Consider the following 20,391-nt stretch of genomic DNA (forward strand, 5'->3'; position numbering starts at 1 on the left):
CACTCTATTCGCAGTCAATCCGGTATCATCTGAGATCGTTCAGTCACTGCGCTCAATGCTTTAATCTTTACTTGAAGAAGCCATTCCTATGAATCAAGTCAACATCTCACCTGGGATCACGATTGGAGAACATCAGCCATTGGCGCTGATTGGCGGTCCTTGTGTGATCGAATCAGAAGACTTTACGCTGAAAATGGCAGACCAGATTAAACAAGTCTGCGATCGCTTATCGATTCCGTTCATCTTCAAATCCTCATTCGACAAAGCAAATCGTACGTCGATCATGTCCTACCGAGGACATGCGATCGACGAGGGCTTGGAAATTTTGCGGAAGGTGAAAGAAAAAATTGGAGTTCCGGTACTGACTGACATTCACGAAAGTAATCAAGCTGCAATCGCGGCTGAAGTCGCCGATGTGCTACAAATTCCTGCTTTCTTGTGTCGCCAAACGGATCTCTTAGTTGCTGCGGCTGAAACGGGACGTACGGTGAATGTGAAAAAAGGGCAGTTCCTCGCACCGTGGGATATGAAGAACGTAGTTCGGAAGCTGGAAACGAGCGGCGCGAAAAACATTTTGCTGACCGAGCGCGGGACAAGCTTTGGCTATAACGCGCTAGTTGTGGATTATCGATCGCTGCCGCAGATGAGAGCACTTGGCTATCCGGTTGTGTTTGATGCAACACATAGCGTTCAGATGCCCGGAGGACAAGGCGATAAGTCTGGTGGTCAGCGTCATTTTGTTCCGACGCTTGCAAGAGCGGCTGCTGCCGTTGGGATTGATGCACTGTTCATGGAAATTCACGAAGATCCTGACAATGCACCCAGCGATGGTCCGAATATGATTCCACTGTCAGAATTAGAAGCGGTTTTGAAGCCGATTTTGCAGATTCGCTCGGTGGTCTCTGAATCATGACTTTGATCCCTCAAGCCGAACTCGAAGCACGATTGGCTCAAGTGCAGTTACTTGCACTTGATGTTGATGGTGTTCTGACGGATGGTGGATTGTATTACACCGAAACGGGCGAAGAACTGAAGAAGTTTAACGTCAAAGATGGGTTAGGGATTCAGCGAGCCATGGGTTGCGGGGTACAAGTTGCAATCTTTTCGGCAGGATCTTCTTCAGCGACCTTGCATCGGGCGAAGCGGTTGGGAATTCAGCATGTGTATCTCAGAGTTCCAGATAAGTTAGCTGCACTGAAACAATTGTGTGAAACCTTGTCGGTTTCGCTCGATCGCGTCGCTTATATCGGTGATGATTTAGTCGATATTCCTGCCATGCGAACGGTTGGTGTGCCGATCACGGTTGCCGATGGAATGCCCGAAAATCAAGCGGTTGCCGTCTATATTACTCAAAAGTCCGGAGGACAGGGAGCAGTACGCGAAATCTGTGATCTGATTGCGAAACTTCACCCAACTGATGCGAGTTCTACATATCAATCAATCTGATACCTATGGCGGAGCCGCGATCGCGGGTTATCGTCTGCATCAAGGCTTACTTAGTCAAGGCGTGGATTCTCGCTTAATGGTCGGGCGGATGGAAACGAATGACGATCGAGTGTCTTTAGTGCCTCATGGGTCACCGTTTGAGCAGCAATTCAAGCGCGTCACCCAAAAGTTCGGTTTCAATCACGTACATTTGTGGTCAACATTCCAGATCGCTCACCATGATTTTTATCAATCGGCTGAGGTTCTGAATTTCCACAACATCCACACTGGATTTTTTAACTATCTCGCTCTGCCAAGACTCGTAAAACGTAAGCCTGCAGTGCTGACTCTGCATGATATGTGGCTGTTTACAGGACACTGTGCCTATAGCTATGGCTGCGATCGCTGGAAAATCGGCTGCGGAGATTGTCCAGATCTTACGATTTATCCTGCAATGCGCCGAGACAGCACTCGATGGGAATGGAAGCTCAAAGACTGGCTTTACAATCAAGCAGCGTTTTCTGTCATTGCGCCAAGTCGATGGCTGGCAGATTTAGCTCACCAGAGTTTGCTGAGCCGATTTCCGATCTATCACATCCCGAATGGTATTGATCTAGAAGTTTATCAACCGCTGAATCGAGCAGATTGTCGGTCGAAGCTTCAAATTCCCCCCGATCGCCAAGTGATTTTGTTTGTCTCACACACGCTGAAAGATGCCCGTAAAGGTGGTGATGTGATGCTGCAAGCGTTAGGGCGACTTCCTAACTCGGCAAAGTCCAACTTAGTTCTACTCGCAATGGGCGAAGAGGGAGACAACATTGCAGCCCAAGTTGGCATTGATACGATCTCGCTTGGCTATGTGAAAGAAGAACATTTGAAAGCAATCGCTTATTCTGCGGCAGATTTGTTTGTATTTCCGACTCGTGCCGATAACTTACCACTTGTGCTGCAAGAAAGTATGGCTTGCGGAACGCCGATGGTTTCTTGTGACGTGGGAGGAGTTTCAGACTTAGTTCGTCCGGATGTAACTGGATATCTTGCGAAGCCTGAAGATGTCGAAGATCTAAGTCGCGGGATTCAGATGCTCTTGAACTATCCGGAACAGCGTCGAAAGATGGGAGAAGCTTGTCGATCGATTGCGGTTTCAGAATATTCGATCAATTTGCAAGTTCAACGCTATCTCGACGTATACCAGCAGAGTTTATCCCAGTGATCTATGAGTGATAGTCTTCGTGTTCAGTCGTTTCCTAGCGTTTCGATGCCTTCAAAACGTTATCTTTTTGATTCGTTTAAATTCAGTTTGTTGCAGTGGATCGGCAAGATTCCCGCGCAAACAATTCGCCATTTTCTCTATCGCAGGCTCTACCATCTGACGATCGGTGAGGGAACTGTGATTTATAACAGTTGCCATTTTCGTTCTCCTGAGAAAACGATTATCGGTAGTCATACAAGTATTGGCGATCAGTGTGTGTTAGATGGGCGGGGCGGACTAACGATTGGGCATTCGGTCAATCTTTCAACTGCGGCTTGGATCTGGACAGCACAGCATGATTTGAACGATCGAGAGTTTGCTGGAACCTCCGCTCCGGTTGTCATTGAAGATTATGCTTGGATTAGTTCAAGAGCGACAATTTTACCCGGAGTGACGATCGGGAAAGGTGCGGTAGTTGCAGCGGGCGCAGTTGTGACGAAATCAGTTGCTCCGTTTGACATTGTAGGTGGTGTACCTGCCAAAAAAATTGGAGAGCGCAATCAGAACCTCGATTACAAACTGACCTCTTGCATCGCTTTTTGGTAGCCCGAATGATTACAGTGATTACTCCTGTTTACAATGGTGAACATTATATTGAAGCTTGCTTGCAATCGGTTATTGCTCAAAACTGTTCAGAGGTCGAGCATTTGATCATGGATGGGGGATCACACGATCGCACCATCGAAATTATCAAATACTATGCAGATCTCTATCCTCATATTCGCTGGATCTCTGAGAAAGATCGGGGACAGTCGGATGCGATGAACAAAGGGATTCGCCTCGCAAAAGGGGAGATTGTTGGATTTTTGAATGTCGATGATTACTATGAGCCGAATGTCTTGAACCAAGCGATCGAGCTTTTCAAAACGCTTCCGGTTCCAAGCTTAGTCGTGGGTAACTGTAATGTCTGGGATGATCATGGCAATTTGAAAAAGTACAATCGTCCTAAACATCTTCGTTTCACTGATCTCTTACTCGGAGCAAACATTCATCCTCATCCGATCAATCCTTCTGCCTATTTCTATCATGCTTGTCTACACGACACGATCGGAGAATACAACATCGAAGAACACTTTGCCCTTGATGTCGATTTCATTCTGAGAGCCGTCCAAGTTGCAACAGTGAAACATGTCGATCTCACATGGGGAAACTATCGCGAAATTTCTGGTACAAAGACTGTGACCGATTGGCAAACTGGGCAGGGAACGGCTCGATCGGCGGCATTGCTCAAACGCTATCGAGATCAACTTCCTTTCTTAGTTCGCACTCAAAACGCCTTACTCTACGTCGTTCTCAACACTGTACATGATTCAACACACCTGCTAAAACGCGGGATCGCAAAGATTGCTCGATCGCTGAAATAACATGAAAATCGGATATCTGCATATTGGAGCGCCAGAGCACGGAATTGTGCGTTATGGACGCTATTTGGCAAAGGAAGCTAGAACTCGACCTGAACTGAGTGTGATCGAAGCTGAAGTTGTTTTAACTGGAGATCAGAATGTCGATCGACAAAATCTGCAAGTCGCCGCGAAAACGCTTTCTCAAGCGGATATTGTTCACTTTCAGCACAATGCAGAAATCTGGGGCAGAAAACAACAAGTTCAACACCTAGACACCTTCTTCAAAGCTTGCACATCTCCGAAAGTTGCTACGCTGCATGATGTATTCTATCCCCCGCACCATTTACAGCTATTGCAGCAAGTTCTATCCAGAAAGCGATCAATGTTTGACTGGTTAACGACCTTCGCCCGCCAGCAAATATCTCCCAACGTTCGAGCATTGAGAAAAATTGTTCACGAAACGTCTTTTGTGCTGGTCTGTACCGAAGAAGAAGCAAAACGCCTCGATCGCCATACATTCAATGTCAAAATCATTCCTCATTTTGTCGAAACTCGCAGGTTTGATCTCAGTCCAGAAGCTGCTCGTGAGCAGTTGAATCTGTCTGGAAAGACTGTGATTACGCTTTTAGGATTTATCTATCGCGGGAAAGGACATGACTTACTGGTTAAGGCTTTAGCGAAACTTCCCCCACACTATGACGTGGTTTTTGCAGGAGGACTTGGACATGCTGAATTTTTAGAGCAGGTACTAGATTTAGCGAAGACTTTGGGTGTTGTTGATCGTATTCGAGTCACAGGCTATCTTTCTGAAGCCGAGCAAGCCCGATATCTTGCTGCGACTCATCTGGCAGTCTGTCCGTTTGAGAAAACTTCAGCCTCTGGTTCTCTTTGTACCTGGATTTCTGCTCACAAGCCAATTCTGGCGTTTAACCTCCCTCAAATTGCTGAATACAACTGCTTACAACCGAATGCAATTTCGACTTTTTCAACGTATGAACCGGATAGTTTAGCGATCGCAATCGAACAAACGCTCTCACAGCCTCAAGATACAACTGAGATCGCGCAACTGCATCGACATCTCGAACTGCCTGTGATTCTCGATCGACATTTAGAACAATACGCTGCTGTGATTGCTGGTCATGCCTAATCTATCTTTTCTGCTGAAACACTTGAGTCAATCCGGATGGAGCCGAACTGCATGAGCATTGTACTAGATTCGTTTTTTGACCCTAGCCCAGTCGGTCACGGAGGCAATCGTCGCAGTGCTCAAATTGTAGAGCTACTTACGCGATCGCAGATTCCATTCACTCGATTCGAGCGACAACTGCTGACAACGGGACGCGATCGCGTTTTTGCGGCAATCAGAGCGTTGTGCAATCCGAAAACCGTTCGCTTTATTCTGAAGCATCAAATTGAACTTCAACCTGCACTCAAGAATTTGGCATTCTGTGGCTTTCAGCGGCAACTGTATGATCAGGTTTTATCTCAACACACTGAAAGCAATCTTTTACTCTGGGAAGCAACCAAAAACTATGTTGCACCTTATGTTGCGAAAGATCGAAACTTTAAGGTGATTGCCGTTCCCCAGAATATAGAGTATTTTGTTCCGGATGCCTTTCCCGAATCGCTTTCCACAGAGATTCGGGCTTTAGTCAGTGCCGATTTTGTGTTCTGTATCTCACGCGAGGAAGAATGGTTGCTGCGGTTACATGGCGCAAATGCTTACTATCTGCCGTACTATCCACCCCAGGAGATTGAACAACAGTTACTCAATATTCGTGCCCGACGAACACCCGGAGATCGCTTTCTCATTCTTGGCAGCGCGAGCAATCCCCCTACGCGCCAGGGCATAATTGAGCAGATTCAATGGCTCAAACAGATCCGCCCGCATCTCGAATTCGAGGTGGATATTGTTGGTAACAAAACTGAATCGCTGAAAGACTATTGTGATCAAACATTCACGCTCCACGGTACAGTCAGCGATGAGCAACTGACTGCGTTAATGACGCATGCCAAAACTGCTCTAATTCACCAAACTGCAAGTTCTGGTGCGCTCACTCGCATTCCAGAGCTTCTGATGGCTGGAATTCCAGTGATTGCGAATGGAAATGCGTGCCGGAGTGCGTTTAGCTATGCAGGCGTGTATTGCTACGATGACGAATTTGAATTGCTCGATCTCTTCACTCAATCGTTGAATTCGCCTCCCTCGCCACCGCGTCCGATTGCCGCTGAGAAACGTTTTATTGATGCTGTCCAACATCTAAGTCAAGCCTAAATGTTAAAAACTGATCATGTCATGTTGTTCGACCTGCTCATCGGGGGACATCATGGAACATACCTACGGTATCTAGTGAAAGCTTGGCTCGAAGAACCGTTCTCAACAAGACTAACGTTGGTGGTCTCGCCGGATTTTTTCACGGTGCATCAGGAAGTCGTGGAACTCGTCGATCGACATGCTCAGATCGAATTACTCGCGATTTCAGCCCCAGAAGAACAAGAGCGAAAACAGGCTTCAGGTCTTCGATTGGGTTTTGTCGAGTGGCGGATTTTCTGCCGATATGCCGCACAAATTCAAGCGACTCATGCGCTGTTGATGTATTTCGATTACTTTCAACTCGCGATCGCGTTCGGTCAGTCTGCCCCCTGTCCGTTTAGTGGCATCTATTTTCGTCCGACTTTTCACTATCACACCTTCGCGCATCATGCGATGACGCTGAAAGATAAAGTGCGATCGTGGCGACAACAAGCATTACTGTCTCTTGCGCTCAGAGCACCTCAGTTTCACACGTTGTTCTGTCTTGATCCGTTTGCGGTGAAAGCTCTCTCCTCTCGACATCTTGCACCCAAAATTGTTCATTTACCCGATCCAGTCGAAATTGTTCCGGTTTCTAGTGAAACAGTTGCGAATTTAAGAATGAAGCTGGAAATTGAGCCAAATCGGAAGATTTTCTTACTGTTTGGTCGAATCACTGGGCGCAAAGGGGTATATAAGCTGTTTGATGCGGTCAAACAGATGTCTCCGGAGCAATGTCAGCGGATCTGTCTGCTACTCGTCGGTGATATTCCTGCTCAGGACAAAGCTGCAATTGATCAGGAGGTAGCTGAAATTCGCAAATCTCAACCGATTCAAATTTTGATTCAAGAGGGTTTTCTGCGCGAAGCGGAAGTGCCAGCTTATTTTCAGCTTTCCGATATTGTGCTTGCCTTGTATCAGCGGCATGTGGGAATGAGTGGGATTTTGCTACTAGGAGCGGCTGCTCAAAAACCGATGCTGGTTTCAAACTACGGCTTGATGGGAGAACTCACAGAGCGGTATGGCTTGGGGTTATCGATCGATGCCGAGTCTTCAGAAGAAATCGCTCAAAGTTTAGTGGATTGCTTGGGCAATTCTGCTCTGGGCAATATTGACAAAATGCAGTTTTTTGCCGACCAAAATCACTGGAGCATTTTTACTGAGACTATTCGCAGAGAAATTCTTATCTAGGCTTTATTCTAAGGAACCTATGTCAGATATCTACCTTGCACTCTTTATTGTCGCTTGTATCGCCTGTGTTAGCTGGGGACTCGATCGAATGTCGAGAGTGTATCAGTACCCCTTCTTCATGGGAGGAATTTTTGCTGCTTTTCTTGTCCCGCAAGCACTTTCTCTCTATCTAACTAAGAAACTTCCCTCAGAAACTGCACTAGAACGAGTTTTATTAATGTCGTTTCTGTGTGCAACAGCCAGTTTTTTGAGTGCTTGGCTCCCCGCTCCAAAAAAGCCAATTCGATTACTTCAACAATCGCTCAGCGACAAAAAACTGTTTCAGATTGGATTAATACTTGCAGCGGCAGGACTCATTTTTTCTCGTTGGGCAAGTGGAACAGAAGCCACAGTAAACAACCGTGGACAACTCACAGGACTGCGAACAATCTTATCGACCTTCACTTATTTATCGCTTCCAGGACTATCGATTTTGCTATCGTTATGCTTGAAGTGTCCAACTATGTCTCGCTTAGTTGCGACCTTATTCGCTGCGTTAGGTCCTTTACAGAGAGTCGTTTTCTATGGTCGGCGAGAAGTCATAGCGTCTCTTCTACTTACAGTTGCCCTCACCCTCTTCTTTCATAGGGGTTGGAAACCACCGCGATCGCTAGTAGTTGGAGGAGTTGTGTTTGCACTTCTCGCTATCCCATTAGCAGGTGAGTATCGACGTATTAGTTCAAGCGGGGACTGGAGTCAGTTATGGAACTTAGATCCAGTTGGAACGCTTCAGGCAGATATCTCCAACGCGAAAGATTTAGAGCTTGAATGGGCAGCGTTACAGATGGATGCGGCAGTCAAAACCGGGCAATATGGTTATGGTGTTGGCTACTGGAATGAGTTAGTGTTCCGATTTATCCCGGGGCAACTAGTAGGGAGAGATTTCAAAAGCAGTTTGATGATTGAAACTCAGTCTTTTAATCTCAAAAAACTGTACGACGGATTTGTTGTGAATCCTGGATTAGTTCCGACTGGTGTGTGTGATTCTTTTCTAGAATTTGACTATTTTGGCTGTCTAGTATTTCTAGCATTAGGATATCTCTACAAAGTACTTTGGACTTCAGCAACAAGAGACAATAGCTTTGTAGCTCAACTGCTTTACGTTAGTTTTATTCCTAGTGCCTTGAAAGGTGTGACTCATGGAACACGTACCTGTCTTGCAGATATGACTTTTTACTTAATTTTTCTTGGAATAGCAGTTCTATATGCTCGAAAACGAGTTCGCACTTCACAGTCGATCGCGACGACCAGCTAGGAGTATACAGATATCATGTCTAGAAAATCCATCTGTGTGCTATTCAATAATTATGGTCCTTACCACTTCGCGAGAGTAAATGCCTTTCATCATCTTTACAGCGAAATGATTCAATGTGTTGGTATTGAATTAGCGCGCTCTGAAAAGGACTATGCTTGGAAAACATCGAAGGAAGAAGCGGATTTTCCTTTTGTCTCAGTCATTCCAGATCGCTCATTGCAGACAGTCAGAGTGAATCAATTGTTTGCTGCTGTTCATCGAACGCTCTCTCAGGTTAATCCAGATGTCGTTGCGATCGCAGGTTATTTTCAACCTGGAATGTTAGCTGCACTCAGTTGGAGTCGTTTACATCGGAAGCCTGTAATTCTCTTATCTGCTTCTAAAGAAGATGATGCTCCTCGCACTGGAATTAAAGAGCAATTGAAGCGACGATTAATTCACCAGTATCAAGCAGCATTAGTCGGAGGGCAGCCGCAGAAACGATATCTACTGAAGTTGGGAATACCTGAAAATCGAATTTTTCTAGGCTATAACGTGGTGGGCAATGAAGTATTTCATCCGGATCGATTGCGATCACTTCCCAATCCAGTAAAAGCTCCCTTCTTCCTATCGATCAATCGGTTTATCGAGAAAAAAAACATTCCAAATCTCATTACGGCTTACGCTGCGTATGTTGAAAAAACTTCGGAACCGTGGGATTTAGTTTTATGCGGTGACGGAGAACTGAGACCTCAGATTGAAGCACAAATTCAGGCAGAAGGATTAAGCGATCGCGTTCATCTTCCTGGTTTTCTTCAGCAAGCGGAACTCATGCCCTATTTTGCTCATGCCAACTGCTTTATTCATGCCAGCTATCAAGAGCAGTGGGGATTAGTTGTGAACGAAGCTATGGCGGCAGGACTTCCGGTACTGGTGTCCAATCGATGTGGATGTTTTGAAGATTTAGTGATTGAAGGCGTGAATGGTTGGGGCTTTGATCCTAACAGTGTCGAACAGATGCAGCAGTTCATGAGCAAAGTTAGTTCAGATGTAAATTATGCCAAAACAATGGGAGGAGCCGCACTGAGACACATTGAAAAGTTTTCTCCAAACTATTTCGCTCAGGGCTTGCACCAAGCAGTTGAATCCGTATTGAAGTAGAACATGAAAATTTTAATTGTTATTCCTGCGACCGGTCTTGTGTATGGCGGGACATCGAAATTAGTTTTAGAGCTTGCTCAAGCTTTGGGCGATCGAGCACTTCAAATCGATGTCGTGACCACAGACGCGAATGGGGCAACCAACTTAGATGTGCCGCTCTGCACTTGGCAGCAAGAGAAATCTTATCGAATCCAATATTTTCCGCGCTGGCGGTTGAGTGAATATAAATTCAGCTACCCGCTCACAGCTTGGTTGTTTCAGCATCTTCGCGACTATGACTTAGTTCATACGATTTCGCTATTTACTTATCCAGTTGCGATCGCACATTGGTTATGCCAACTGTATAAGATTCCCTATATTGTCAATCCTCAAGGAATGTTAGACCCGTGGGCATTGAACTACAAAGGCTTCAAGAAAAAAGCATACTATACTTTAATCGAGCGTCCAATCCTGCGAAAAGCGAGTGTGATTCAGATGCTTTCTCAAGCTGAAGCCGATGGGATTCGACCTTTATCTTTGCCCGCTCCATTAAAGATTATTCCAAACGGTGTCCATCGACAGGACTTCGATCCGCTCCCTGACTCTGAACTGTTCTATCAAGCCTTTCCAGAGTTGCGAGGTAAATCATTAATCTTATTTTTAGGGCGGATTGACCCAAAAAAAGGGTTAGATCTCTTAGCTCCCGCTTTTGCTCAAATTCATGCAGAGTTTCCCAATACTCATTTAGTCGTAGCAGGACCTGATAACACTGGATTTTTACCAACTGCACAATCTTACTTCGAGCAATCTGGAGTTCTTGAAGCCGTCACCTTTGCTGGAATGCTCACTGGAACACTAAAACATGCAGCACTAGCAGCAGTCGATTTGTATGTCGCTCCGTCTTATTCCGAAGGCTTTAGTCTATCGATCCTTGAAGGAATGGCAGCGGGATTGCCTTGTGTGTTTACAACTGGGTGTAATTTTCCAGAAGCTGCGATCGCACAAGCCGCAAAAGTGGTCGAAATCGATGCGGATGAGATCGCACAAGCGATGCGACGACAGTTTGCCTATCCTGAAGCTGCAAAAGCGCTTGGAGAACGTGCCCGTCACTTAATTTTTCAGCACTATACCTGGGATCAAATTGCCGGAACGTTGCACCAAGCTTATCTTGATATTCTTGATCGAAAAAAACATGCCCTTAGCTCACAACCTGTCTCATAAACAGTCTTCAGAGGTTCGTCTCATGGAAGTTACTCCTTTGATCCTGACTTACAACGAAGCTGCTAATATTGGTCGAACACTGGAACAGTTGACTTGGGCGAAGCGAATTGTCGTCATTGATAGTGGGAGTACCGATGAGACATTAGACATTTTGAGGGCTTATCCTCAAGTTGAGATCTTTACCCGACCGTTTGATACGCACGCCAAACAGTGGAACTATGGCTTAGATAAAGTGGAGTCAGAATGGGTGCTTTCTCTAGATGCAGATTATGTGCTGCCCCCTGAACTGATTGAAGAGATTCGATCACTGTCCACCGATACGCCGATCAATGGATTCTTCATTCGATTCAAATATTGTGTCTTCGGTAAACCCTTACGAGGAACGCTTTTACCACCCCGACAAGCGCTATTTCGACGCGAGAAAGCGAACTACTTTGATGACGGTCATACTCAACAGCTTGAAGTGCAAGGCAAATCTGGTTTTTTGAAGGCACCGATTTATCACGACGATCGTAAACCCTTGGCGCGCTGGCTCTGGGCACAAGATCGCTATATGGTACTGGAGGTGAAAAAATTACTAGCGACACCGGCTCATGAACTGAGTTTGGGCGATCGTATTCGGAAAACCAAAATTCTCGCGCCGTTTGTCATTTTGATTTACTGTCTGATTCTCAAAGGCGGAATTCTTGATGGTTGGGCAGGATGGTATTACACTTTTCAGCGTGTTCTAGCTGAAATTTTGTTATCCATTCATCTGATCCAAGCAGAGAAAGGTTAACAAAATTGCGAAAATCGGTAAACTGAGGTCAAGGGTTCTACCAGTGATCAGGGTCTACCGTGTTAATTCGTTCTCGACTGCTTCGGTGCATTGCCTCCGTTGGCATTCTGCTTGGGTTGGGATATGTCCCGGCTCGACTGGCGATCGCTCGCCAGCAATCCCCCACGCCCGAAATGATTCTTATCTTGGGGGGAAGTTCCGATCGAGAAGAATACACCGTCAACCTCGCCCGACAGTATCCCTCGCTCAAAATCTGGGTATCTAGCGGCTCTCCAGATGCCAAACGCATTTTTCAGCACTCAGGCATTCCGAGATCGCGCTTGTATTTTGACACTCGTGCCACCGATACCGTCACCAACTTTACAACCGTGATCCCCGACTTGAAGCGACGTGGAATTCAGCACGTTTATATTGTGACTTCTGATTATCATATGCCGCGAGCCGAAGCGATCGCGACCGTTGTTTTCGGTAGTCAGGGGATCACCTTTACGCCAATCCGAGTGGTCGGAGAACAGCGCCAAGAATCAAAACTGAGAGTGATGCGCGATGTTGGGCGTTCTGTGCTGTGGCTGATAGCTAGAAAAACAGGGGCAAGTCTTCGAGGTCGATTGCCTGCTATTAAATAGATTGCCGATTCGATGAGAGGTAATAATTTGAAACCGTCTCGACGGGCTGTACTGCTCGCTTTAGTGGGAATTTTGTGCTGTTTAGGGAGCTATTTTCCAGTGAGACTTGCAATCGCACGTCATTTCGCGCCAGTTCCAAAGTTGATTCTCGTTGTGGGTGGAACACCCGATCGTGAACAAAAAGCCGCTCAGCTTGCCCGTGAATATCCAAATTTAGACGTTTGGGTGTCTTCTGGAAGCTCGGAGGCGCAGCAAATTTTCACGAAAGCAGGCATTAATCAATCGAGGCTGTATCTGGATAACCGAGCCACAGATACAGTTAGCAACTTCACGACGATGGTCGATCTGCTTAAACAGCAGCACATTCTGCATGTTTTTCTTGTGACTTCTGATTTTCATTTAGCGCGATCTACTGCAATTGCCACGGTTGTTTTTGGCAGTGAAGGAATTGCGTTTACTCCGGTTGCTGCTTATAACCCCTACTATCCACCAGAATCGCAGTTGCGAATGGTGCGAGATGTGGGACGCGCACTGCTATGGCTTGGAACTGGGCGAACTGGCTCAAGTTTGAAACCTTAATGAATTGACTTATGCAACGATTAAAACTGCTCACATTCTTACTGCCGATTTGCTTTTTGGCTGCCTGTAGTCAGCCATCAAACTTTGCGGAAGCGCGATCGCAATCGGGATCGACCAAAGTTGCAGCCCGAACCTTTACTTGGAATGATCGCCGCGCGATTGGTACGATCTTTCTCGGAAATAGCCCTGCCTATGCTCCGAACAATCCGCGAAAATGGCTGAACTCAAAAGATCTAAATCTCTTTACCCCAGCCGGAAAAACAGAATTCCGAAAGCGTATGATGGGACTCGCTGCCTACTCGATTCACCATTTGCGACAAATCAATGCTCAAGGTGTAATTGTTTTTGATGTCGAAGGAATTGAAGCGGCAGATGGGGCATATACCTGGGTAGGTGATCCAAGACTGCTCGAGGAACGCGCACCGGAAATGGATGAGATTGCCGACGAATTTTTTCAGAAGTTCAAAGATGCGGGCTTACGCGTGGGGGTGACAATTCGATCTCAGTTTATGTATCCTTACCAAACTCCTTTGCCGCCTCGTTGGTGGGAAAAAGATAAGAACATTGCTCACTACTGGTCTTATAAAACCAAAGAAGATGCAGTAAAAGGAATTAGTGAGAAAATTGCCTATGCAAGAAAGCGGTGGGGAGCAACGCTTTTCTATATCGACTCGAACAATGATAAATGGTCGGATGTAATTGCAAAAGTCCAGCAACAATTTCCAGATAGCTTGATCATTCCAGAGCACACTAATAATAATCCAGACTATCTTGCGTTTTCTGCACCTTTAGAGCGGGTTGATGCCTGGAAATACGATGTGAATCGTGAACACCGAGAACAACATCCTCAAGGATTCAAAGCAGTGCTGATTCGAGATCCGAAGCAATTTGAGCAGAAGTATCGTATTTCTCTATATGACTATCTCTTGCCTAAAGTGCAGGTTGGAGATGTGTTGATGATTAATGTTTGGTATCCGGAGCCTTATCAGCAAGTGGTGCAGAAAGTCTACCGCGATGTCTATGGCGATCGTTGTTGTACCTGGAATCCAAAAAATCGTCGTTCGTAATTGTTTTATCAGAATTATTGTGACCTTCATTCACCTCGATCAATACACAATTCAAGATTATTCTCCCGGCGCACCTGCTTGGAAACAATTGCTTTGGTTTTTCATCGGAGATCCGATTGTCCGAAGTCGATTGCTCCCGATCTCTAGTCTCAAAGTTAGGGTACTCCGATCGTTTGGCGCATCGATCGGGCAAGGTGTCCGAATTAAACCGGGAGTCCAAGTAAAATTTCCGTGGCGATTGACGATCGGGAATCATTGCTGGATTGGAGAAAACGCCTGGTTTGATAATCTTGCTCCGATTGTTTTAGAGGATCATATCTGTGTGTCCCAATCGGTTTATTTCTGTACTGGTAATCACGATTGGACAGCTTCAACTTTTGATTTGCGAGTTGCACCCATTACCGTAAAATCTGGCGCTTGGTTAGCTGCACGATCGACGATCGCTCCCGGTGTTGAAATTGGCGAAGGCTCGGTTCTGAGCTTGGGAAGCGTTGCTGTAAAATCACTGACTTCTTGGACCATCTACGCGGGCAATCCTGCGGTTGCGATTAAACCTCGCACTATCAAAGAGCAAAGCTTTTCTTCTAGTCTGTTAAACCCATGAAAGTTTCTATCATTACTGTTACCTACAATGCTGCTGCCACGATTCGAGACACGATCGAATCCGTTCTTGCTCAGGATTACCCCAATATTGAACACATCATTATTGATGGAGCATCCAAAGATAATACGGCCGAAATTGTTCAATCTTATGGCGATCGCATTGCTCGATTTGTCTCAGAACCCGATCGCGGCATGTATGACGGAATGAATAAAGGCATCAAGCTCGCGACAGGCGACGCGATCGCAATTCTGAATGCAGATGATGTGTATCTCAATTCACACGTTATTTCCACGATCGTCAATCAGTTCGAGCAGCACCAAGTCGATTCTGTATTTGCAGATCTCGTATACGTGAAGCATGACGAGCCAGATAAAATCGTGCGCTACTACAGTTCTGCCCATTTCCATCCGGATAAATTTGCTTATGGTTGGATGCCTGCTCATCCGACTTTTGTCGTAAAACGATGGGCATTTGATCGCTATGGTTTTTTCAAAACCGATTATAAGATTGCAGCAGACTATGAACTCTTGATTCGATTTCTGGCAATTCATCAAATGAGCTATCACTACATTCCACAAGTTCTCGTCAAGATGCGGACTGGAGGAGCTAGCACTGCAAATCTCTCAAGCAATTGGATTCTGAACCGAGAGATCGTTCGAGGATGCCTAGAAAATGGCATCCAAACAAACATGACCAAGGTTCTGTCTAAATACTTTGTTAAGGTCTTTCAACTCGTCGCACGCCCCGCATGAACTTTTTGATTACTGGCGCAACTGGCTTTGTTGGCTCAGCCCTCTGTCAGCTTTTAGAACATTCAGAACATACCGTTTATGGCGTAGTTCGCAGTGATGCAGTGTTATCTCCCTCTGTAACACCAATTTTAGTCTCCTCGATCGCAGAATTGGATGATCATCCCATCCTGCCTCAAATCGATGTTGTCATTCACCTTGCAGCCCGAGTCCATCAGATGAACGATACTGCGGCTGATCCCTTGAGTGAATTTCGGGCAGTCAATACTGAAGCGACCAAATCGCTCGCGATCGCTGCTGCTACTGCTGGAGTCAAACGCTTTGTCTATCTCAGTTCGATTAAAGTCAACGGAGATGGACAAGCATCACCTTACACCGAGCGCAGTACGCCTCAACCTGCTGATGCCTATGGCATCAGTAAATGGGAAGCAGAATGTGCGCTCAATGAGATTGCAGCCACCACTGATTTAGAGATTGTAATTTTGCGCCCCCCATTAGTTTATGGAGCGGGGGTCAAAGCGAATTTTCTCAACTTGATGAACCTAGTCAAAACAGGCATTCCACTCCCGCTCGGTGGAATTCACAACCAGCGGAGTCTAGTCTATGTCGGCAATTTAGTGGATGCGATCGTCACTTGCGCCACACATCCTCAAGCCGCTGGACAGACGTTTCTTGTCAGTGATAGCACAGACGTTTCTACCCCAGAACTCGTTAGAAAAATTTCGGAATCGATGCGGAAACCTGTCCGGTTGATGCCAATCTCGCCTGTAATACTAACTAACCTCGCCCGGATCTTGGGTAAAACGGCAACGATCGAGCGTTTATTTGGTTCACTGACGATCGATAGTTCAAAGCTTCGCCAGACTCTTAACTGGCAGCCTCCGTTTACCCTCGAACAAGGTCTGGAACAAACTGCGAGAGGGTTCCAAGATACACACTGACTTGTTGAAGTAAAAAAAGCTGAAGGGGTCTATCTAAAAGCGGCTCAAAAAATCGTTTCGGTTTCGTTCCTATGAATATTTTTCCCAGTCTGCTACTGGCAAGTGGTGGCTTGAGTTTTGTGCTAGTCGCCTCGATTAGACAGTATCTCAGTCAGTATCTTCTTGATGTGCCAAACCATCGCAGTTCGCATACTCAACCGACACCCCGTGGAGGAGGACTTGGGTTTGTGATTGCATTTGCTCTCGTGAGCGCTATGCTAGCGTGGCTGGATTGGCAAACCTTCACTGCTAGCAATGCGTTATTCATTTGGGCGGCTTTAATTCCGTTAATTATTGTTGGCTTTTTCGATGATCGCGGTGATGTTCCCGCTCGAATTCGCTATCTTGTACAACTTAGCTCTGCTGGAATTGCGATCGCAGCGTTTAGTCCTTTTCCTCAACCTTGGCTAGCTCCACTGGGCATGGTTGGAGCGATGCTTGCGATTGCATTAACCATGATTGGGATGACTGCGCTGATCAATTTCTATAACTTTATGGATGGGTTAGATGGATTAGTTGCAGGCGTGTCTTTTGTGCAATTCACGTACTTAGCGATCGAATATAACCAGCCAATGCTCGCGCTGCTGGCGATTTCATTGCTCGGCTTTCTCTGGTGGAATTGGTCACCTGCCAAAATTTTCATGGGGGATGTCGGCAGTACTGTTTTGGGCGCGATGATTGCAATCTCGCTGCTAAGTCAGTCTGGGGATGCGGTGCAGGCTTGGTCATCTTTAGCGATTACATTACCACTGATTGCAGATGCGATTTACACGCTGATTCGGCGTGTGATTCGGAAAGAGAATATCTTTCAGCCGCATCGCACTCACCTTTATCAGAGACTACAGCAATCGGGCTGGAACCACGCTCAAGTTGCTAGCACTTATATTCTAGTCACGCTTGCGATCGCGCTGAATTTACATTTTCTACAGGAATTTGGAGCATGGCTCAGTTTGAGCGAAGTTGTCTGTGCGATCGCGCTTGGAGAAAGATATCTGAGCCATCAGCAAGGCATCAAAATGCGAACGGTAATTTATTCGTCTGTTCGGAACTTAATTATGGGAACCCGAGCTGGATGACGAAAAAATAGTCAGATTGAGCAGTGTTTAACGAGATGGAGAGAGATACAGTCAGTAATTTTGCTGAAATCTTCTATGATCTCTCTCAATCTCTTTCACAAAAGCTTAAAGAAATTACGAAAAGATACTGAAATTGGTCAAGTTCTTGTGTAGGATGTACTGTATAGCGATTAAGTTTGGCGAAAGTAAATTTGCAAACCTTGATCGATAGGCTTCAAAGGGGTTGATCTACAAGGGCAAGTTCGACAGATTTGCTCTCATCGCTTCGGCAGAGAAAGCGGATTGCTAGCCAGTGCAGTTTACCTTGGGATAGTCAATGAACAGTGTTTTAGTGATCGAAGACGATCAAGAAATCTTAGAAAATATTGAAGAGATTCTAGAGCTTCAAAGTTTCCAAGCACTGACGACGAGTAGTAGTGTTGCCGGGTTGCAATTGGCGAAAGAAGCACTGCCGAGCCTTGTGATCTGTGATGTCGTCATGCCTGAAATGGATGGCTATACGGTGTTGAGCGAATTACGTCAGCAGGCTGAAACGGCAACGATTCCGTTTATTTTTCTGACCGGGCGTTCTGAGCGCACAGATGTGCGAATGGGAATGGAATTGGGCGCAGATGATTATCTGACCAAGCCTTTTACTCAAGAAGAACTGATCGGCGCGGTGCAGAGTTGCTTAAATAAGTACGATCGCTTAACTCGTCAGTCTGAGGCACAAGCACAAGCTGCCCAATCAATTGAGAAGCAACTCCAAACCAGTCAAGAGCTAGCTGAGATGAATAGTATGCTGTTGCAGAAGCTATCCCAAGGCTTACGGCATCCTGTCTCGAATATTACGATCGCGACTTATATGTTGAAACAACATATCTCTGATCAAGATCTCGATCGCTATATTGCAATCTTAGAAGAAGAATGTGCTCGCAGTACATCGCTGTTGAATGAAGTTTCAGGATTGCAAGAGTATTTGAATCCATCAAAGATTAATTTGCTGCGTGGTAAGTTAAAGCTTCGGATTCCCTTGTAGGAGTTGGGAAAATGGAGTGCTCCGAAGACAGTGATCAATACTTCTTCCGTGATTACCTCAGTCTCTATTCAAGCAAATTTTCACTAGACGATCAGGCGTTATCTACAAGAACTTTTGGACAAGACTTTTGAGTGTGATCCCAAAATTGGATTGGGAATACTGGGAGCGACGTGGTTGCGTCAAGCCCTTTCTGCACCCGAATTATGTCTAGTCTCTCTAAACTCCCAGTTTCTGTTCTAATTCCCGCCCGTAATGAAGAAGCAAATTTGCCCGCTTGTCTAGAAAGTGTTGCGCGAGCGGATCAGGTGTTTGTCGTCGATTCGCAAAGTAGCGATCGCTCTGTGGAAATTGCAGAGAGCTATGGTGCGAATGTGGTGCAGTTTCACTTCAATGGACGCTGGCCGAAGAAGAAAAATTGGTCCCTGGAAAATCTTCCATTTCGCAATGAGTGGGTATTGATTGTAGACTGCGATGAGCGGATCACACCAGAACTGTGGGATGAGATCGAGACTGCAATTCAAAATCCAGAGTACGAAGGGTACTATCTGAATCGCCGTGTGTTCTTCTTAGGACAATGGATTCGCTACGGTGGCAAGTATCCCGACTGGAATTTGCGCTTGTTTAAACATGCGAAAGGTCGCTACGAAAACCTCAGCACTGAAGCAATTCGCAACACGGGTGACAACGAAGTCCATGAGCATGTTGTCATGTCTGAGAAAGTGGGCTATCTGCAAAATGATATGCTCCACATTGATTTCAAAGATCTTTATCACTGGCTAGACCGACACAATCGCTATTCTAATTGGGAAGCGAAGGTTTACCTGAATTTGCTCAATGGCAAAGACGATCAAGGAACGATCGGTGCAAATTTCTTTGGCGATTCGGTACAGCGCAAGCGATTTTTGAAGCGGATCTGGGTAAGATTGCCCTTCAAACCGACGCTCAGGTTCTTACTGGCTTATGTGTTCCGGCTTGGATTCCTAGATGGGAGAGCAGGCTATATCTATGCACGGTTGCTCAGCCAGTACGAGTTTCAAATTGGGGTGAAGCTGTATGAGCTACAGCAGTTTGGGGGAACGTTAAACACCCCGAAACCGAATCCAACTCCGATCGTACAGCCAGAATCATGACAAGTTTGAAAGGGTCTGCGATCGACATAGATGCGCCTCCGCTCGTCGATTTACATTGTTATGATCAATCCTGGTACGATCGCGGTCGTCCAGGCTGGTATGTCTTACTATGGTGGTTGGTTCAATCGATCGTATTTCCCATCACTCCTCAACCTTTGAATCAAGTTCGCTGTGCCGTGTTGCGACTATTTGGGGCAAAAGTTGGCAAAGGGGTGCTCGTTCGTCCGACGGCACGGTTTACTTATCCCTGGAAAGTTGAGATCGGGGACTATAGCTGGATTGGCGATAATGTCGTGTTTTATAGTCTCGATCGTATTTCGGTTGGTTCTCATTGTGTGATTTCACAAAAGAGCTATCTGTGTACGGGAAGCCATGATTTGAGCGATCGCGCGTTTGGACTCGTCACGAAAACGATTGAGATTGGGCATGGAGTCTGGATTGCGACAGATTGCTTTATTGCGCCGGGAGTGCAGATTGGTTCCAATGCAGTGATTGGGGCGCGGAGCACCGTACTCAAGTCGATGCCAGCGCAATCAGTTTGTTGGGGGTCTCCTTGTCGATCGCACTATTTGCGAGAGATGCGAGTGGATTAGAGAAATCGCGGGTGATGTCATTGTGCGACTTCAAGCATTAGGGCAGATCTTGC

The 20,391-nt window shown here is 46.1% G+C and carries 22 protein-coding genes; all 22 read left to right on the forward strand.

Going from position 1 to position 20,391, the window contains the following annotated elements; all coding sequences use genetic code 11:
• The first annotated feature begins 88 nt into the window (after positions 1-88).
• Positions 89-913: a 3-deoxy-8-phosphooctulonate synthase gene (gene kdsA, locus J0L70_RS23020; protein ID WP_190650171.1), complete on the forward strand. Its 825-nt coding sequence runs from the start codon at positions 89-91 to the stop codon at positions 911-913.
• Complete coding sequence (locus tag J0L70_RS23025) at positions 910-1,446, forward strand: KdsC family phosphatase (protein WP_287455980.1); 537 nt, start codon at positions 910-912, stop codon at positions 1,444-1,446. The genes kdsA and J0L70_RS23025 overlap by 4 nt, the downstream gene beginning before the upstream one ends.
• Positions 1,418-2,638 (forward strand): glycosyltransferase family 4 protein, encoded by a 1,221-nt coding sequence (locus J0L70_RS23030; RefSeq protein WP_268242540.1) that lies wholly within the window; start codon positions 1,418-1,420, stop codon positions 2,636-2,638. Before J0L70_RS23025 ends, J0L70_RS23030 begins: the two co-directional genes overlap by 29 nt.
• Before the next feature lie 45 nt (positions 2,639-2,683).
• Positions 2,684-3,223 carry an acyltransferase gene (locus tag J0L70_RS23035; RefSeq protein ID WP_277880283.1) on the forward strand — a complete coding sequence of 180 codons (540 nt, stop codon included), beginning with the start codon at positions 2,684-2,686 and terminating at the stop codon, positions 3,221-3,223.
• Positions 3,224-3,228: 5 nt separating this feature from the next.
• Positions 3,229-4,041 (forward strand): glycosyltransferase family 2 protein, encoded by an 813-nt coding sequence (locus J0L70_RS23040; protein WP_287455981.1) that lies wholly within the window; start codon positions 3,229-3,231, stop codon positions 4,039-4,041.
• 1 nt (position 4,042) lies between these two features.
• Positions 4,043-5,167, forward strand: a complete 1,125-nt coding sequence (locus tag J0L70_RS23045) for a glycosyltransferase (protein WP_287455982.1) — start codon at positions 4,043-4,045, stop codon at positions 5,165-5,167.
• 51 nt (positions 5,168-5,218) lie between these two features.
• A complete protein-coding gene (locus J0L70_RS23050; protein WP_287455983.1) occupies positions 5,219-6,295 on the forward strand; it encodes a glycosyltransferase family protein in 1,077 nt (358 codons plus the stop codon).
• Positions 6,296-7,504: a glycosyltransferase family 4 protein gene (locus J0L70_RS23055; RefSeq protein WP_287455985.1), complete on the forward strand. Its 1,209-nt coding sequence runs from the start codon at positions 6,296-6,298 to the stop codon at positions 7,502-7,504.
• 19 nt (positions 7,505-7,523) lie between these two features.
• Positions 7,524-8,798, forward strand: a complete 1,275-nt coding sequence (locus J0L70_RS23060) for a hypothetical protein (protein WP_287455987.1) — start codon at positions 7,524-7,526, stop codon at positions 8,796-8,798.
• A 15-nt stretch (positions 8,799-8,813) separates the two neighbouring features.
• Positions 8,814-9,938 carry a glycosyltransferase family 4 protein gene (locus J0L70_RS23065; protein ID WP_287455988.1) on the forward strand — a complete coding sequence of 375 codons (1,125 nt, stop codon included), beginning with the start codon at positions 8,814-8,816 and terminating at the stop codon, positions 9,936-9,938.
• 3 nt (positions 9,939-9,941) lie between these two features.
• The gene (locus J0L70_RS23070) at positions 9,942-11,138 is read left to right on the forward strand and encodes a glycosyltransferase (protein WP_287455989.1); all 1,197 of its coding nucleotides are present in this window, start codon (positions 9,942-9,944) and stop codon (positions 11,136-11,138) included.
• Between the two features lie 22 nt (positions 11,139-11,160).
• Positions 11,161-11,916 carry a glycosyltransferase family 2 protein gene (locus J0L70_RS23075; RefSeq protein WP_287455991.1) on the forward strand — a complete coding sequence of 252 codons (756 nt, stop codon included), beginning with the start codon at positions 11,161-11,163 and terminating at the stop codon, positions 11,914-11,916.
• A 59-nt stretch (positions 11,917-11,975) separates the two neighbouring features.
• Positions 11,976-12,542 carry a YdcF family protein gene (locus J0L70_RS23080; protein ID WP_268242531.1) on the forward strand — a complete coding sequence of 189 codons (567 nt, stop codon included), beginning with the start codon at positions 11,976-11,978 and terminating at the stop codon, positions 12,540-12,542.
• Positions 12,543-12,569: 27 nt separating this feature from the next.
• Positions 12,570-13,121, forward strand: coding sequence for a YdcF family protein (locus J0L70_RS23085; protein ID WP_287455993.1), 552 nt, complete (start codon positions 12,570-12,572; stop codon positions 13,119-13,121).
• 11 nt (positions 13,122-13,132) lie between these two features.
• On the forward strand, positions 13,133-14,188 hold the full coding sequence (locus tag J0L70_RS23090) for a VOC family protein (protein ID WP_287455994.1): 1,056 nt from the start codon (positions 13,133-13,135) through the stop codon (positions 14,186-14,188).
• Positions 14,189-14,207: 19 nt separating this feature from the next.
• Positions 14,208-14,792: a WcaF family extracellular polysaccharide biosynthesis acetyltransferase gene (locus tag J0L70_RS23095; RefSeq protein ID WP_287455995.1), complete on the forward strand. Its 585-nt coding sequence runs from the start codon at positions 14,208-14,210 to the stop codon at positions 14,790-14,792.
• Positions 14,789-15,544 (forward strand): glycosyltransferase family 2 protein, encoded by a 756-nt coding sequence (locus J0L70_RS23100; protein ID WP_287455996.1) that lies wholly within the window; start codon positions 14,789-14,791, stop codon positions 15,542-15,544. The genes J0L70_RS23095 and J0L70_RS23100 overlap by 4 nt, the downstream gene beginning before the upstream one ends.
• Positions 15,541-16,482: a UDP-glucose 4-epimerase family protein gene (locus J0L70_RS23105; protein WP_287455997.1), complete on the forward strand. Its 942-nt coding sequence runs from the start codon at positions 15,541-15,543 to the stop codon at positions 16,480-16,482. The genes J0L70_RS23100 and J0L70_RS23105 overlap by 4 nt, the downstream gene beginning before the upstream one ends.
• Before the next feature lie 71 nt (positions 16,483-16,553).
• Positions 16,554-17,597 carry an MraY family glycosyltransferase gene (locus tag J0L70_RS23110; protein WP_287455998.1) on the forward strand — a complete coding sequence of 348 codons (1,044 nt, stop codon included), beginning with the start codon at positions 16,554-16,556 and terminating at the stop codon, positions 17,595-17,597.
• 316 nt (positions 17,598-17,913) lie between these two features.
• The gene (locus tag J0L70_RS23115) at positions 17,914-18,615 is read left to right on the forward strand and encodes a response regulator transcription factor (RefSeq protein WP_017285600.1); all 702 of its coding nucleotides are present in this window, start codon (positions 17,914-17,916) and stop codon (positions 18,613-18,615) included.
• A 203-nt stretch (positions 18,616-18,818) separates the two neighbouring features.
• The gene (locus J0L70_RS23120) at positions 18,819-19,745 is read left to right on the forward strand and encodes a glycosyltransferase family 2 protein (protein WP_017285598.1); all 927 of its coding nucleotides are present in this window, start codon (positions 18,819-18,821) and stop codon (positions 19,743-19,745) included.
• Positions 19,742-20,338, forward strand: a complete 597-nt coding sequence (gene hpsU / locus J0L70_RS23125; protein ID WP_287455999.1) for a hormogonium polysaccharide biosynthesis acetyltransferase HpsU — start codon at positions 19,742-19,744, stop codon at positions 20,336-20,338. The genes J0L70_RS23120 and hpsU overlap by 4 nt, the downstream gene beginning before the upstream one ends.
• Positions 20,339-20,391: the final 53 nt, after the last annotated feature.

The organism is Leptolyngbya sp. UWPOB_LEPTO1, assembly GCF_017302695.1.
Lineage (GTDB): Bacteria > Cyanobacteriota > Cyanobacteriia > Leptolyngbyales > Leptolyngbyaceae > Leptolyngbya > Leptolyngbya boryana.

Excerpts from the sequence above, each read along its gene's own strand:
- J0L70_RS23050 (WP_287455983.1), top strand. The coding sequence starts at position 5,219 with ATGAGCATTGTACTAGATTCGTTTTTTGACCCTAGCCCAGTCGGTCAC.
- J0L70_RS23090 (WP_287455994.1), top strand. The coding sequence starts at position 13,133 with ATGCAACGATTAAAACTGCTCACATTCTTACTGCCGATTTGCTTTTTG.
- J0L70_RS23060 (WP_287455987.1), top strand. The coding sequence starts at position 7,524 with ATGTCAGATATCTACCTTGCACTCTTTATTGTCGCTTGTATCGCCTGT.
- kdsA (WP_190650171.1), top strand. The coding sequence starts at position 89 with ATGAATCAAGTCAACATCTCACCTGGGATCACGATTGGAGAACATCAG.
- J0L70_RS23035 (WP_277880283.1), top strand. The coding sequence starts at position 2,684 with ATGCCTTCAAAACGTTATCTTTTTGATTCGTTTAAATTCAGTTTGTTG.
- hpsU (WP_287455999.1), top strand. The coding sequence starts at position 19,742 with ATGACAAGTTTGAAAGGGTCTGCGATCGACATAGATGCGCCTCCGCTC.
- J0L70_RS23065 (WP_287455988.1), top strand. The coding sequence starts at position 8,814 with ATGTCTAGAAAATCCATCTGTGTGCTATTCAATAATTATGGTCCTTAC.
- J0L70_RS23120 (WP_017285598.1), top strand. The coding sequence starts at position 18,819 with ATGTCTAGTCTCTCTAAACTCCCAGTTTCTGTTCTAATTCCCGCCCGT.
- J0L70_RS23105 (WP_287455997.1), top strand. The coding sequence starts at position 15,541 with ATGAACTTTTTGATTACTGGCGCAACTGGCTTTGTTGGCTCAGCCCTC.
- J0L70_RS23075 (WP_287455991.1), top strand. The coding sequence starts at position 11,161 with ATGGAAGTTACTCCTTTGATCCTGACTTACAACGAAGCTGCTAATATT.
- J0L70_RS23055 (WP_287455985.1), top strand. The coding sequence starts at position 6,296 with ATGTTAAAAACTGATCATGTCATGTTGTTCGACCTGCTCATCGGGGGA.
- J0L70_RS23110 (WP_287455998.1), top strand. The coding sequence starts at position 16,554 with ATGAATATTTTTCCCAGTCTGCTACTGGCAAGTGGTGGCTTGAGTTTT.
- J0L70_RS23070 (WP_287455989.1), top strand. The coding sequence starts at position 9,942 with ATGAAAATTTTAATTGTTATTCCTGCGACCGGTCTTGTGTATGGCGGG.
- J0L70_RS23030 (WP_268242540.1), top strand. The coding sequence starts at position 1,418 with ATGCGAGTTCTACATATCAATCAATCTGATACCTATGGCGGAGCCGCG.
- J0L70_RS23040 (WP_287455981.1), top strand. The coding sequence starts at position 3,229 with ATGATTACAGTGATTACTCCTGTTTACAATGGTGAACATTATATTGAA.
- J0L70_RS23025 (WP_287455980.1), top strand. The coding sequence starts at position 910 with ATGACTTTGATCCCTCAAGCCGAACTCGAAGCACGATTGGCTCAAGTG.
- J0L70_RS23115 (WP_017285600.1), top strand. The coding sequence starts at position 17,914 with ATGAACAGTGTTTTAGTGATCGAAGACGATCAAGAAATCTTAGAAAAT.
- J0L70_RS23045 (WP_287455982.1), top strand. The coding sequence starts at position 4,043 with ATGAAAATCGGATATCTGCATATTGGAGCGCCAGAGCACGGAATTGTG.
- J0L70_RS23100 (WP_287455996.1), top strand. The coding sequence starts at position 14,789 with ATGAAAGTTTCTATCATTACTGTTACCTACAATGCTGCTGCCACGATT.